At 71.4% G+C, this 16451-nt stretch carries 1 protein-coding gene; it reads left to right on the top strand.

The genetic code is table 11. From position 1 onward, the window contains the following. Positions 1 to 9 precede the first annotated feature (9 nt). Positions 10 to 16449, top strand: a complete 16440-nt coding sequence (locus ABZ803_RS13550; RefSeq protein WP_357036658.1) for an SDR family NAD(P)-dependent oxidoreductase — start codon at positions 10 to 12, stop codon at positions 16447 to 16449. Positions 16450 to 16451 lie beyond the last annotated feature (2 nt).

The raw sequence follows: 16451 nt of genomic DNA, 5'->3' as shown, positions 1-16451 counted from the left end.
GGAAATCCCATGGTCGAAGCAGCGAGTGATATCGCTATCGTCGGAATGTCGTGCCGCATGCCGGGCGCGTCCGACCTGGAGAAGTTCTGGCGACTGCTGCGCGAGGGCCGCGATGCCGTCGGGTCCGCGTCCGCCGACCGGCCCGGTGTCGAGGAGACAGCGGGATTCCTCGACTCGGCCACGGAATTCGATGCCGGATTCTTCGGTGTCCCACCGAACGAGGCGAATGCCCTCGACCCCCAGCAGCTGCTCGGCCTCGAGCTCAGCTGGGAGGCATGGGAGGACGCCGGTTTCGGTGACGTGACCGGGGCGCGGGCCGGAGTCTTCCTGGGTTGCACCGGAACCGATTTCGCCGAAATCGTGGCCGCACAGGGCAGTAGCGGCATTGGCAGGCATTCGCTGTGGGCGGTCGGCCGAGGGGTGACCGCCAACCGGATCTCGAACTACTACGGGTTCACCGGGCCGAGCTTGGTCGTCGACAGCGGACAGTCCTCGTCATTGGTCGCGGTGCACCTGGCCTGCGAGTCCATCCGCGGCGGCGAGTGCGACGTGGCCGTGGCGGGCGGATTGAATCTCATCCTGTCCCCGTTGAGCGGCGAAAGGTACGAACAGTTCGGCGCGCATTCGGCGACGGGGAAATGCCATACCTTCGATGATCGGGCCGACGGCACCGTCCGCGGTGAAGGCGGCGGCATGATCGTGCTCGAGCCGGTGGCGCGCGCGATCGCGGCGGGACACCGGATCTACGCCGTGATCCGCGGCAGCGCCGTCAACAACGGCAACGAGCGGCAGGTGTTGAGCGCACCCAGCGCCGCTACCCAGGCCGCCGTCATCCGGGCCGCCCTGACGGCGGCCCGGATCGACGGCTCATCGGTGCAGTACGTGGAGCTGCACGGTACCGGTACGCCCGCGGGCGACCCGGTGGAGGCGGCAGCTCTGGGCGAGACATACGGGGCGGGCCGTCCGGCGGGTGAGCCGCTGGCCGTGGGGTCGGTCAAAACCAATATCGGCCATCTGGAAGGCGCCGCGGGAATCGCGGGGCTGATCAAGACCGCACTGTGCCTGCGGCACGGGCAGCTGGCGCCCAGCTTGAACTTCCGCAATCCCAATCCCCGCATCCCGCTGGACGACCTGGGGCTGCGGGTGCAGACCAGCACGCAGCCGTGGGCAGGTGATGCGCCTCGCCGGGCCGGGGTGTCGTCGTTCGGGATGGGCGGAACGAACGCGCACGTGATCCTCGAGCAGGCGCCTGCCACGGCTGCCGTCGAGGTGACCGGCGCGAGCGGTGAATCACGGCCTGCGGTGTGGGTTCTGTCGGCGCGCAGCCGGGAAGCTCTGCGGGAGCAGGCTGTTCGTTTGCGGGAATGGCTGGCCGACAGCCCGCGGGCTGGTGCCGCCGAGGTGGCGTACTCGCTCGCCCATACCCGGACTCCGTTGGAGTGGCGGGCAGCGGTTGTGGGGTCCGGCACCGATCGGATGAGCGCAGGGCTGGCCGCTCTGGCCGAGCCGGCGCCGGACACTGCCGGCGGCGATCCCACCGTGGTGTCCGGCCGGGCCGCGGCGCGGCGAGTGGTGTTGGTGTTCCCGGGCCAGGGCAGCCAGTGGGTGGGAATGGGTGCCGGACTGCTGGCCTCGGACGAGGTCTTCGCGGCATCGATCGCGGAATGCGAGGCGGCGCTGACGCCGTTCGTGGACTGGTCGTTGACCGAGGTGCTGCGGGGGACGCCGGGCGCCGCCTCGCTGGATCGCGTGGATGTGGTGCAGCCTGTCCTGTTCGCGATGCTGGTATCGCTGGCACGGCGGTGGCAGGCCGCCGGGGTGCGACCGTCGGCCGTGGTGGGGCATTCCCAGGGCGAGATCGCCGCCGCGGTGGTGGCCGGTGGATTGTCGCTCGAGGACGGGGCGCGCGTGGTGGCCCTACGGTCGCGCGCGGTCGCGGAACTGCTCGCGGGATCGGGCGGTATGGCGTCGGTCGGCTTGCCGGGCGACGCGGTCGCGGACCGGCTGGCGGCCTTCGGCGGCCGGCTGTCGGTAGCGGCGGTGAACGCCCCCGGCCAGACGGTGGTGTCCGGGGCAGCCGACGCGATCGAGCAGTTCCTCGCGGGTTGCACGGCCGAGGGAATCTGGGCGAAACGAATCCCGGTGGACTATGCGTCGCATTCGGCTGCGGTGGAAGGGATTCGCGACCGGGTGCTGGCCGACCTGGCGCCGATCCAGCCGAAGACCGGTGACATTCCGTTCTTCTCGACGGTGACGGCCGAGTTCGTGGATACAGCCGGGCTGGACGCGGCGTACTGGTATCGCGGGTTGCGCGAGCAGGTGCGCTTCGGCGAGGCGATCGAGGCGTTGCTGGGTGCGGAGATGACGGCGTTCGTGGAGACGAGTCCGCATCCGGTGGTCGCCTCGGCGATCGAACTGGTGGCCGCGGCACTGGGCGCGGCCGACCGGGTGGCGGTGTGCGGCACCCTGCGACGTGGTCACGGTGGACCCGAGGAGTTCGCCGCGGCGGCGGCGCGGGCCTACTGCGCGGGTATCGACGCGCTGGCGGCGGAGTTGGCCCCGCCCGCCGCGCGAGTGGACCTGCCGGTCTATGCGTTTCAGCGCCGCCGGTGCTGGACACCGGAGGCCGGCGGCGGGGCGGGTGCCGCGGATATGCGCCGCGCCGGGCTGATCGCGCCGGACCATCCGATTCTGGGCGCCGCGGTGGCGGTGGCGGAGCGCGACGAATGGCTGTTCACCGGGCTCCTGGCCCCCGACATCCACCGCTGGCTGGCGGATCACGTCGTCTCCGGGGCGCCCGCGGTCCCCGCGGCCGTCTGGCTCGAGGCCGCGTTGAGCGTGGGCATCCGGGTGGGCGCCGGGGAGGTCGAGGAACTGCGGGTCGAGACGCCGCTGCCCGCGAACCTGCCGTGGGCGATCCAGCTGCGCGTCGCGGCGGCCGACGAGAGCGGGCGGCGGGCGTTCTCCGTCCACGCCCGCCCCCCGGCCACCGAGGCCGCCCACGCCGCCGCGGAATGGTCTCGGTGCGCGCAAGGGGTGCTGGCCGGAGGCCGTGACGCGATCCCCGTCCGGCCGGGCGTCGAGTGGCCGCCCTCCGGGGCCGAGCCGTTGGCCGCCGAAGAACTGTACGACCGCCTGGCCGGTCGTGGGCTCGGTTACGGCGTCGCGTTCCAGGGAGTCACGGCGTCCTGGCTGCGAGGCCGCGAGGTGTTCGCCGAGGTGTCGCTGGACGAGTCGGTGGGCGATCAGGGCCGGTTCGGCATCCATCCCGCGCTGCTCGACGCCATGGCGCACCCCGCGGCGGATCTGCTCGCCGACGACTCGCCCACCCGGACCCCGATGCCGTTGTCGTTCAGCGGCGTTCGGCTGTACCGCGACGGTGTCGCCGCCGCCAGGGTTCGGATCGAGCAAGTCGGCGCGGACACCATGCATGTGACCGCCGTCTCCGAGGACGGCGACCCAGTTCTCGTGATCAGATCGCTGGGGCTGCACATTGTCGACCGGGCAGTGGACGAGACCCGGCCGGGGGTGGCCGCGTCTGCGCCGGCCGTTGCTCCCGCCCGCCGCAGGCGTGCCGCGGTGGAGGGTCCGCTGGCGCCGAGGCTGTTCGCCGTTGCGGAGCCGGAGCGGGACGCGCTGGTGTTGAAAGTCGTCGCCGAGCAGGCCGCAGCGGTACTCGGCTACGAGTCGGCCGAGGCCGTCCCCTCCGATCTGCCGTTCACGGCCTTCGGATTCGACTCGCTGAGCGGAGTCCAGCTGCGCGACCGGCTGGCCGCCGCCACCGGGCTGGCGCTGCCCGCGACGCTGATGTTCGATCACCCGACGCCCACCGCGGTGGCGCGGCTGGTGCGCGCGCGCCTAGAAGGCGTGGATTCCGCCGCGCCGCGCGCCGTGCGCCGCACCCGATCGGACGAGCCGATCGCCATCGTCGGGATCGGCTGCCGCTTCCCCGGCGGTGTCGGATCGGCCGACGATCTGTGGCGTCTCGTCGCTTCCGGAACCGACGCGATCACGCCGTTCCCCGAAGACCGTGGCTGGGACCTGGAGCGGCTGTTCCATCCCGATCCGGCTCAGCCGGGCACGGTCTATATCCGGGAAGGCGGATTCCTCTCCGCGGCGGCGGATTTCGACGCCGGGTTCTTCGGCATCGGCCCGCGCGAGGCGGCGGCGATGGATCCGCAGCAGCGGCTGATGCTGGAGGTCGCCTGGGAAGCTCTGGAGGACGCGGGCCTGGATCCCGCCGCGCTGCGCGGTACGGACACCGGCGTGTACGTCGGCGCCTGCGCCTCGGGTTACGCGGAGGGCGTGACCGGGGAGTACGAAGGTTTCCGGCTGACCGGGACCTCGCACAGCGTGATCTCCGGCCGCGTGGCCTACGTCTTCGGCCTGGAAGGTCCCGCCGTCACGGTCGACACCGCGTGTTCCTCGTCGCTGGTCTCGCTGCATCTGGCGTGTCAGGCGCTACGACAGGGCGAGACATCCCTCGCGCTGGCCGGTGGCGTGAGTATTTCGGCGAGTCCGGCGCTGTTCGTCGACTTCGCGCGCCAGCGGGGGCTGGCGGCGGACGCGCGGTGCAAGCCGTTCTCCGCCGCGGCCGACGGCGTCACCTGGTCCGAAGGCGTCGGCGTGCTCGTCGTCGAGCGCCTCGCCGACGCCCGCCGCCTCGGGCACCGGGTCCTGGCGGTCGTGCGCGGGAGCGCCATCAACCAGGACGGTGCGAGCAATGGCCTCACCGCGCCGAACGGTCCGTCGCAGGAGCGGGTGATCGCCGCGGCGCTGGCCGACGCGGGGCTGACACCCGCCGAGGTGGACGCGGTGGAGGCGCACGGAACCGGCACGGCGCTCGGGGATCCGATCGAGGCGCAGGCGCTCATCGCGGCCTACGGCGCCGGGCGGGCGCAACCACTGCGCATCGGATCGGTGAAATCGAACATCGGCCATGCCGTCGCGGCCGCGGGCGTCGGCGGAGTGATCAAGATGGTGCAGGCGTTGCGGCGCGAAATGCTGCCGAAGACGCTGCATCTCGATGCGCCGAGCCCGCATGTGGACTGGTCGGCGGGGTCCGTGCGGCTGCTGAGCGAGCCGGAGCCCTGGCCGGCCGGCGACCGGGTGCGCCGGGCCGGGGTGTCGTCGTTCGGGATGAGCGGGACCAACGCGCACCTGATCCTGGAGGAGGCGCCGTCGTCGGTGGTTCCGGCCGGAAGCGCCGGTGTCTCGGACGATTCCGGTGATCGGAGCGTCCGGACGTGGACCGTGACGGCACGCACCCGGGAGGCGCTGCGCGCGCAGGCACTTCGGCTCACCGAATGGCTGACCGAGCGGGACGACGTGCACGCGGACGATGTGGCGCACACCCTGCTGCGGCATCGCGCGCAGCTGGAGTTCCGCGCCGCGGTCGTCGGGCGCGACCTCGATGATCTGCGGTCCGGGCTCGCGAGTCTGGCCGGATCCGCGAGCGCCGACGGCGATGCCGTGGTGACCGGCCGGGCCGCGGCGCGCAGGGTGGCGTTCGTTTTCCCGGGTCAAGGCAGCCAGTGGCCCGCGATGGGCGCCGAACTGCTCGCCACACACGAGGTCTTCGCGGAGTCGATCGCGGAATGTGAGGCGGCGCTGTCGCCGTTCGTGGACTGGTCGCTGACCGCGGTGCTGCGCGGAGAGCCGGGCGCGGCATCGTTGGACCGGGTGGACGTGGTGCAGCCCGCGCTTTTCGCGGTGCTGGTGTCGCTGGCGCGAGTGTGGCGGACGAGCGGGGTGGAACCCGCCGCGGTCGTGGGACATTCGCAGGGGGAGATCGCGGCGGCCGTGGTCGCGGGCGGGCTTTCGCTCGCCGACGGTGCGCGTGTGGTCGCCGTGCGGTCGCGGATCGTGGCCGAGGAACTGGCGGGAGCGGGCGGCATGGCGTCGGTCGGTCTGGCGGCGGACGCGGTTGCGGACCGGTTGACCGGGTTCGGGAACCGTTTGTCCGTGGCGGCGGTGAACGGTCCGGCGCAGACCGTGGTTTCGGGGGAGACCGCGGCCGTGGACGAATTCCTGGCGGCCTGCGCGGCCGACAGCGTGTGGGCGAGACGGATTCCGGTGGACTACGCGTCGCATTCGGCCGCGGTGGAGTCCATCCGCGATCGGATCCTGGCGGAGCTGGCCGAGGTCGCGCCGCAATCCGGTTCCGTGCCGTTCTTCTCGACGGTGACCGCGGACTATGTCGACACCGCCCTGCTGGATGCCGCCTACTGGTATCGCGGCCTGCGCGAGCCCGTCCGGTTCGCCGAGTCGGTCGAAGCGCTACAGCGAGTGGGGGTGAACGCTTTCATCGAGGTCAGCCCGCACCCGGTCCTCACGGTCGGGATCGAGTTGACGTCGGACGCCATCGGCGCGTCCGATCGGGTGGCCGTCCTGGGCACCTTGAAGCGCGAACATGGCGGGCCGCGGCAGCTCGCGCTCGCGCTGGCCCGCGCCCACTGCGCCGGTATCGACCTGGCGGGGCACGTGTCGGCGCCCGTCGCCACCCGGGTGGACCTGCCGCGGTACGCGTTCGAGCACCGGCGGCACTGGCTGGCGCCGAGCGGTGCGCCGGATCTGCGGCAGTCGGGCCTGGACGAGGCGGCGCATCCCTTGCTGGCGGCGATGGTGCGGTTGCCCGACAGCGACGAGGCGGTGTTCACCGGCAGGTTGTCGCGTTCGGCGTATCCGTGGCTGACCGATCACGCGGTCGCGGGCGTGGCCGTGCTGCCCGGAACCGCCTTCGTGGAACTCGTCCTGTATGTGGGCGCGGTGGTCGAATGCGCGCTGTTGGCCGAACTGGTGCTCGAGGCGCCCCTGGTGGTCCCGTCGACGGGAGCCGTCGAACTACGGGTGGTGGCCGCCGCTCCGGACGAGAAGGGCACCCGCTCGGTGTGGGTGTATTCACGGTCGGAGGGGGCGGCCGACGAGAGCGCGGGCGCACCGCGGTGGGTTCGCCACGTCTCCGCCACCATTACCGCGGAAGCGGACGCCGGTGGCCCGGCGGTGGCCGCCGCGCCACCGGCCGGTGTGCCCGCCATCGATATCGCCGGTGCCTACGCGGATCTGGCCGAACGCGGTTACGACTACGGTCCGGTGTTTCAAGGGCTGACCGCACTGTGGCGCGGTGACGGCGAAGTCTTCGCCGAAGTGACACTGCCGGAGCCCGGCCGCGCCGGGGCCGCCGGATTCGGGGTGCATCCTGCTCTGCTGGACGCGGCGCTGCATCCGATCCTGCTGGGCGGGCTGGTATCCGACGTGCCGGAAGGGACGGTCGCGGTCCCGTTCTCCTGGGAGAACGTCAAGTTGTCCGCGACGGGAGCGACCACGGTGCGGGTCCACGCGGCCGTAGTCGGTGTCACGGCCGCGGCCGAGCGGATCGCGGTCACCCTCACCGACGCATCGGGTCTGCCGGTGGCCGAGGTGGGCGCGTTGACCATGCGCCCGATCCCGGTCGCGGCACTCGGACGGTCCCGGCCGCGCAGCGAGGGACTCGGCTACCGGGTGGAGTGGATCGCTTTGCCCGAGGCCGGCACGGTCGCGGACACCGGCGTCTGGAGCGACGCCGAGGAGAGCGAGACCGTGCATCTCGCGGGCCGGGCGGCGACGGTGATCCGGCTGGACGAGGCCGGGGACCGCGACGTGCCGGAATCGGTGCGAGATGTGGTGACCGCGGTGACCACCCGGCTCCAGCGGCTGCTGGATCGGGAAGACACCATCGTCGTGGTCACCCGCCGGGCCGTGGCGGCGCACCCGGGCGAGCCGGTCGATCCGGCCGCCGGAGCGGTGTGGGGCTTGCTGCGCACCGTTCAGCGCGAGCATCCGGATCGGATCCTGCTCGTCGACGTCGACGACTGGGCCGGTTACCGGCACGATGTCGCCCTCGCGATCACCACGAGCTCCGAACCGCAATTCGCCGTTCGCCGTGGCATCCCGCACGTCGCGCGCCTGCACCGGGCCGCGGGCGAGGTCGGGAACGCGAGTGTGGCGACGCGGGAGCAGGCGTGGGCGCTGATCCACCACGGCAAGGGCACCTTGTCCGGCGACAACCTGACGTTGCTGGAGACGCCGGAGGCGTTGCGGACGCTCGGCCCCGGCGAGGTCCGGGTGGCGGTGCGTGCGGTCGGCCTCAACTTCCGCGACGCGCTCATCGCGTTGGGAATGTACCCCGACCCGGACGCTGTGCTGGGTGTGGAAGGTGCGGGTGTGGTGGTCGAGGTCGGCGTAGGGGTGACGGAACTCGCCGTCGGTGCACGGGTTTTCGGGTTCTTGACGGGTGTGGGGTCGCTCGCGGTGACTGATTCCCGGTTGCTGGTGCCGATTCCCGCGGGGTGGTCGTTCGCGCAGGCGGCGGCGGTGCCCGCGGTGTTCGCGACGGCGTTCTACGGGTTGGTGGACGTGGCCGGGACACGGGCCGGGGAGACGGTGCTGGTGCATGCCGCGACGGGTGGAGTGGGCATGGCCGCGGTGCAGGTGGGGCGGTGGTTGGGTGCGCGATTGCTGGTGACGGCGAGTCGGCCGAAGTGGGATGTGTTGCGACGGTCGGGCTTCGGCGATGAAGAGATCGGTGATTCGCGATCGCTCGATTTCGAGGAGAAGTTCGGTGCGCTGACCGGTGGGCGTGGTGTCGATGTGGTGCTGGATTCGTTGGCGGACGAGTTCGTCGACGCGTCGTTGCGGTTGTTGGCGCCCGGTGGCCGGTTCGTGGAGATGGGGTTGCTGGATCGCCGTGACCCCGAGCGGGTAGCCGCCGAACACCCCGGAGTGCGGTACGCGAGTTTCGTCCTGCTGGACGTGGCGCCGGAACGGCTGCGGGAGATCCTGACCACGGTCGTGGAGCTGTTCGAGACCGGAACCTTGCAGCCGTCCCCGCTGACCGCGTGGGATCTGCGGCAGGCACCGGAGGCGTTGCGATTCATGAGTCAGGCTCGGCATATCGGCAAGAACGTGCTGACCGTGCCGAGGCCGTTGCGGCCGGAGGGCACGGTGTTGATCACCGGTGGCACCGGTGGTCTGGGTGCGTTGGCGGCACGGCATCTGGTCACCGAGTACGGGGTGCGCAGGCTGGTGCTGACCAGTAGACGCGGCCCGGACACGCCCGGTGCGGCCGAACTGCGTGCGGAACTCGTGGCCGCGGGTGCGCACGTGGAGGTCGTCGCCTGTGACGCGGCGGACCGGGACGCCCTCGCGGCGACGCTCGCGGCGATCCCGTCCGAGCATCCCCTGACCGGCGTCGTGCACGCCGCGGGTGTGCTGGCCGACGGTCTGTTCACCGACCTGACGGCGGAGCGGATCGCGGAAGTGTTGCGGCCGAAGGTGGACGCGGCGTGGAATCTGCATGCGGCGACGCGTGATGCGGATCTGTCGATGTTCGTGTTGTATTCGTCGATCGCGGGTGTGATCGGCAATGCGGGACAAGCGAATTACGCTGCGGCGAACATGTTCCTCGACGCGCTGGCCCAGCACCGGCATGTGCGCGGTCTGCCCGCGACCTCGATCGCCTGGGGATTGTGGGGTCGCAGCACCGGCATGACGAGCGCGCTCGGTGACGCCGACATCGCCCGGTTGCGGCGGGAGGGTTTCCCGCCGTTGGGCGAGCAAGAGGGCATGGCCCTGTTCGACGCCGCGCTCGCGAGTGGCGCGTCCGGGTTCGTGGCCGTCCGCGTCGACCGCGACGCCCTGGCGGAGACGAAACCTCGTGCGCTGACCGGTGATCTGGCGCGGCCGTCGCGCCGCCGGGTCGCCGATGACGTGGCGCAACGACCGGAATTGGCCGCGCGGCTGGCGGGTCGTTCCGCTGCCGAGCAGGACCGCGTCCTGCTCGACCTCATCCGCGCCCAGGCCGCTGCGGTGCTGGGGCATACCGGCGCGGAATCGATCCCGGCGGACACACCGTTCCGCGAGATCGGATTCGACTCACTCGGTGTCATGGAATTCCGCAACAGGCTGTCCGAAGCGACTGGTCTCCAGTTGCCCTCGACGCTGGTCTTCGATCACCCGACCGCGACCGCGATGGCGAAACTGGTGCGCTCCCTGGCGATGCCCGACGCCGCGCCCGAACCCGCCGAGCAGACGCCGCGGCGCAACCGACCGGTCGACGAACCGATCGCAGTCGTGGGCATGAGCTGCCGCTTCCCCGGCGGAGTCACCTCACCGGAGAGCCTCTGGGAATTGCTGGCCACCGGCACGGACGCCAGCGGAGACTTTCCCGCCGACCGCGGCTGGGATCTGGCGCGACTGTTCGACACGGATCCCGACAAACCGGGTACCTCCTACACCCGGCGCGGGGGATTCCTGTCCGGCGCGGGCGATTTCGATGCCGCCTTCTTCGGCATCGGCCCCCGGGAGGCGTCCGCCATGGATCCGCAGCAGCGCCTGCTGCTGGAAGCGACCTGGGAGGCGCTGGAGGACGCCGGTATCGACCCGGCCGCGTTGCGCGGCAGCGACACCGGGGTGTTCGCCGGAGCGTGCTCATCCGGTTACGGTGACCGGATCACCGGAGACCTGGAGGGCTACCGTCTCACCGGCACCACGCACAGCGTGATCTCCGGCCGGGTCGCCTACGTCTTCGGTTTCGAAGGTCCCGCCGTCACGGTGGACACCGCGTGCTCGTCGTCGCTGGTCGCCTTGCATCAGGCCACCCGGGCGCTGCGCAACGGAGAGACCTCGCTGGCGCTGGCGAGCGGTGTGACGGTCGCGGCGGATCCATATCTGTACGTCGACTTCGCCCGCCAGCGCGGGCTGGCGCCCGACGGACGCTGCAAATCGTTCTCCGCGGACGCCGACGGCGTCGGTTTCGCCGAGGGCGTCGGGGTGCTCGTGCTCGAACGGTTGTCCGATGCCCAGCGCCTCGGGCACCCTGTTCTCGCTCTGGTTCGCGGCAGCGCGGTCAACCAGGACGGTGCGAGCAATGGCCTGACCGCGCCGAACGGTCCGTCCCAGGAGCGGGTGATCGCCGCGGCGCTGGCCGACGCGGGGCTCACACCCGCGGACGTGGACGCGGTGGAGGCGCACGGAACCGGCACGACGCTGGGCGATCCGATCGAGGCCACGGCCCTCATCAACGCCTACGGGCACGACCGCGCCGGTCGCCCGCTGTTCATCGGGTCGGTCAAATCCAATCTCGGCCACACCATCGCCGCCGCGGGTGTCGGTGGCGTGATCAAGATGGTGCAGGCGCTGCGGCACGAAACCCTGCCGAAGACACTGCACGCGGACGAGCCGAGCCCGCACGTGGACTGGTCGGCGGGTGACGTGCGGTTGCTGACCGAGCCGCAGCCATGGCCGTCCGGTGACCGGGTGCGTCGAGCGGGCGTCTCGTCGTTCGGTGTCAGCGGCACCAACGCGCACGCCATCCTGGAAGAGGCGCCCGCGCCGGCGCCGGTCGTGTCCGCTGCCGGGCCTCCCCTCGAGACGGCCGTGCCCTGGCTGGTGTCGGCCGACTCCGCGTCGGGGCTGCGAGCGCAGGCCGAGCGGCTGCGGCAGTGGTCGATCCACCATCCCGACGCCGCCCTGTGGGACACCGCGCATGCGCTGATCACCTCCCGCGCACAGCTGCCGTGGCGTGGCGCCGTCGTCGGCCGCGGCCGGGACGAACTGCTCGCCGGGCTGGCGGAATTGGCCGCAGGTGCCCCGGGTGCGATCGCGGCGAAGGCGAACACGAGCGGCCGCACCGCGTTCCTGTTCACCGGTCAGGGCGCGCAGCGCGCCGGGATGGGCGCCGGTCTGTACGCGGCGTTCGGTGTGTTCGCCACGGCTTTCGACGAACTGTGCGCCCACATCGATCCGATGCTCGGCCGGTCGCTGCGGGAGTTGGTCTTCGACCCGGACGGCGCCGGGCTGCTGGATCGGACCGAGTTCACCCAGCCCGCCTTGTTCGCGTTCGAGGTGGCGCTGTTCCGGCTGCTGGAATCGTTCGGCGTCGTTCCGGATGTGCTCATCGGACATTCGATCGGCGAACTGACCGCCGCCTACCTCGCCGGAGTGTGGTCGCTGCCGGACGCGTGCTCGCTGGTTGTGGCGCGCGGGCGGTTGATGGGCGCACTGCCCGGCGACGGCGCGATGCTGGCCGCCGCGATACCCGAGGACAGGGCGGTGGACGTGCTCGGCGAGTTCGGTGGCCAGGTCTCGATCGCCGCGGTCAACGGGCCGGAATCGGTGGTGTTCTCCGGGGCGGCCACCGCGATCGGCGCGATCGCCGATCGGCTGGCCGCGGCGAATGTGCGGACCTCGCGGCTGCGGGTGAGCCATGCGTTCCATTCGGCGGCGATGGATCCGATGCTCGACGAATTCCGGCGTGTGGCAGAAGGTTTGACATACCATCGGCCGTCCGTCCCGATCGTGTCGAATGTGTCGGGCGCTCTGGTCGACGCCGAAGCGACCGACCCGGACTACTGGGTGGCCCAGGTACGCGGGTGTGTCCGGTTCGCGCCCGGCATCGCGACCCTGATCGACGACGGCGTCCGGCGGTTCCTCGAGGTCGGCCCGGATGCAGTGCTGGCGGCGATGGTCCGGCAGTGTCTGGCCGAAATGCCCGCGGCGGAAGCGGAGTCGATCGTGGTCGCGGCCGCTCGGCGCTCGACCGACGAGCCGGATCGGTTCGTGACCGCGCTGGCGGAGTCCGCCGCCGGAGGTGTGCCGGTGGACTGGACGCCGTTGTTCGCGGGCCGTGCGACCACGCGGGTAGCGTTGCCCACCTACGCCTTCGAGCGGCAGCGGTACTGGTTGCCGCCGGTCCGGGTGGCGGACGTCGCGCACTCGGGTCTGGACGACGCGGGTCATCCACTGCTGGGCGCTCTGGTGCGGTTGCCGGACTCGCCGGATGTCGTGTTCACTGGGCGATTGTCCGCAGCGGATCATCCGTGGCTGGCTGATCACGCGGTCGGCGGGGCGGTCGTGTTCCCCGGCGCCGCTTTCGTCGAACTCGTCCTGCACGTCGGCACGGTCCTGGGCTGCCCGGCGGTGTCGGAGCTGGTGATCGAGGCGCCCCTGCCGGTGCCCGCCGCAGGTGCGATCGAGTTGCGGGTGGTCGCCGGTGGCCCGGAGGAATCCGGTGCGCGGGCGGTCACGGTGTATTCGCGGTCGCGCGACGGTGCGGAGCCCGATGCCGACGCTCCGTGGGCGCGTCACGTGACCGCGACGGTGACCGCGCGGGCGGATGGCCCGTCGGCCGCCACGGCGGGGGCGAGCGGGCCACCGTCCGGTGCGACAGCGCTGGACCTGGCTGGCGCCTATGCGGATCTGGACGAACTCGGCTATGCGTACGGCCCGGCTTTCCGTGGGCTGACCGCGCTGTGGCGCGGCGACGGCGAAGTCTTCGCCGAGGTCGTGCTGCCCGAGTCCGCGCGCACCGAGGCCGGCGGGTACGGCCTGCATCCGGCGCTGCTGGACGCGGCGCTGCACTCCGTCCTGGTCGGCGGGCTGGCGCCCGATCCGGTGGCCGGTGCGGTGACCGTGCCGTTCTCCTGGGAGGACGTCAGACTGCATGCCGCCGGAGCCACCACGGTGCGGGTCCATGCCGCCGTGTCCGGCGCGGCGGGGGGAGAAACCCGGATCGCGGTGACCCTCACCGACGCTTCGGGACGGCTGGTGGCCGAGATCGGTGCGTTGAGCCTGCGCAGTCTCGCGACCGGCGCGTTCACCTCGGCGCGGCACCGCGCAGTCGGCTACGAACTCGACTGGACAGCTCTGCCTGCGGCAGAACCGAGCGGCACCGGGGTCTGGGGCGTCGCCGGTGACTTCGAGACCGTGCACGTCGCGGGCCGGGACATCACGGTGGCCCGGGTCGAAACCGACGTCGACGGGGTCGAGCTGCCCGCGACCGTGCGCGCGGTGGTGACCGCGACGGCGACACGCCTGCGGGAGTTGCTGGCACGGGACGGCCGCGTTGCCGTAGTGACCCGGCGGGCGGTGGCCGTCCACGCCGGAGAGTCCGTGGATCCGGCGGCGGCCGCGGCGTGGGGGTTGCTGCGCACCGCTCAGAGCGAACACCCGGACCGGCTCGTCCTCGTCGACGTCGACGAGTGGGATCGTTTGCGGCACAGCGTCGTATCGGCGCTGGCGCTGGAGGCCGAACCGCAACTGGCCGTCCGCGGCGGAGTCCCGCACGCACCGCGACTGCACCGTGCCGGGCACGCCGGTCTGCGCGGCGCGGAGCTACTGCGCGCCGCCGGGCCCGCCGACCACCGGGAATGGGAACTCGCGCCGATCGGGAAAGGCACGCTCGGTGCGGACAACTTCGATCTGCGTGAACTTCGGGACGCCCGGGCGCCGCTGGCTCCGGGGCAGATTCGGGTGCGCACGATGGCGGTCGGCCTGAACTTCCGCGACGTGCTGGTCGCGCTCGGCACTTACCCCGACCCGGATGCTGCGCTGGGTGTGGAAGGTGCGGGTGTGGTGGTCGAGGTGGGTGCGGGTGTGTCTGAAATCGTGCCCGGTGACAAGGTTTTCGGGTTCTTGACAGGGGTGGGGTCGTTGGTGGTGGTTGATCGCCGGTTGGTGGTGCGGATGCCCGCGGGGTGGTCGTTCGCGGAGGCGGCGGCGGTGCCCGCGGTGTTCGCGACGGCGTTCTACGGGTTGGTGGATGTGGCAGGGGTGCGTGCCGGGGAGACGGTGTTGGTGCATGCGGCGACGGGCGGTGTGGGGTTGGCCGCGGTGCAGGTGGGGCGGTGGTTGGGTGCGCGGTTGTTGGTGACGGCGAGTCGGCCGAAGTGGGGCGTGTTGCGAGGGTTGGGTTTCGGTGCGGAGGAGATCGGTGATTCGCGGTCGTTGGAGTTCGAGGGGAAGTTCGGTGCGCTGACCGGTGGTGTGGATGTGGTGCTGGATTCGTTGGCGGGTGAATTCGTGGACGCGTCGTTGCGGTTGCTCCGGCCGGGTGGCCGGTTCGTCGAAATGGGCATGCTGGATCGGCGTGATCCAGCCCAGGTCGCCACCGAACACCCCGGAGTCGCCTACAGCGGGTTCATGCTCATGGACGTGGACCCCGACCGGCTCCACGAGATCTTGACCCGTGTAGTCGACCTCTTCGAGGCGGGTGTGCTCACCGCCTCCCCACTGACCGCATGGGACGTGCGGGATCTTCCCGAGGCGTTGCGATTCATGAGTCAGGCTCGGCATATCGGCAAGAACGTGCTCACCGTGCCGAGGCCGTTGCGGCCGGAGGGCACGGTGTTGATCACCGGTGGCACCGGTGGTCTGGGTGCGTTGGCGGCACGGCATCTGGTCACCGAATACGGGGTGCGCAGATTGGTGCTGGCCAGCAGGCGCGGCCCGGGCACGCCCGGTGCCACGGAGTTGCGTGAGGAGCTCGTCGCCCTCGGCGCGCAGGTGGACGTGGTCGCTTGTGACGCCGCGGACCGGGATTCGTTGCACGCGGTACTGGCGGCGATCCCGCCGGAGCATCCGTTGACCGGCGTCGTGCACGCGGCAGGGGTGCTGGCCGACGCGCTCCTGGAGAACCTGACGGCGGAGCGGATCGCGGAAGTGTTGCGGCCGAAGGTGGACGCGGCGTGGAATCTGCATGCGGCGACGCGTGATGCGGATTTGTCGATGTTCGTGTTGTATTCGTCGATCGCGGGTGTGATCGGCAATGCGGGACAAGCGAATTACGCTGCGGCGAACATGTTCCTCGACGCGCTGGCCCAGCACCGGCATGTGCACGGTCTGCCCGCGACCTCGATCGCCTGGGGCCCGTGGCAGGCGGACACCGGTATGACTCGGGCGCTCGGCGACACCGACTTCGCCCGGTTGCGGCGGGAGGGTTTTTCGCCGTTGGGTGAACAAGAGGGCATGGCCCTGTTCGACGCCGCCCTGTCCGACGGTAGTGCGGCGTTCGTCGCGGCCCGGGTCGCGCTCACGGAGGTCGCCGATCACGATCCGCGCCCGATCATGCGCGACCTGCTGGGACCCAGCCGCCGCCGGGCCGAGAACGCGGGGACCGGAACACCCGAGCCGGTGCACCGCCTGGCGGGCTTGCCGACTGCCGAGCAGGACCGCGTCGTCCTCGATCTGGTACGCGGCGAGGCCGCGGCGGTGCTCGGAAGTGACATCGAGTCCATCGCCGCCGACAAACCCTTCACCGACATCGGATTCGACTCGCTCGGTGTCATGGAATTCCGCAACCGGTTGAAATCGGCCGCGGGCGTCCCGGTGCCCGCGACCGCGATGTTCGACTACCCGAGTCCGCGGGAACTGGCCGGCTACCTGCGTCAGGTGATCGCGCCGGTGGAGGACCCCGCGAAACGGATCGCGGCCGACGTGGAAGCGCTGGGTCGCAGCGTCGCCTCCGCCGAACTGTCGGCCGCCGACCGGTCGTCGCTGGCGACCACATTGTCCGCCCTGCTGCGTGAACTCGAAGGCAGGGACGCCGGTGCGGTCGATCCGAGCGGCGACGCCGACCATCTCGACACCGCGGACGATCACGAACTCTTCGAGTTCATCGACAACCTCAGCTGAAC

The organism is Nocardia sp. NPDC047648 (genome assembly GCF_040642815.1).
In the GTDB taxonomy this organism is placed as follows: Bacteria; Actinomycetota; Actinomycetes; order Mycobacteriales; family Mycobacteriaceae; genus Nocardia; species Nocardia gamkensis.
This window is presented reverse-complemented; position numbering and strand designations above follow the sequence as displayed.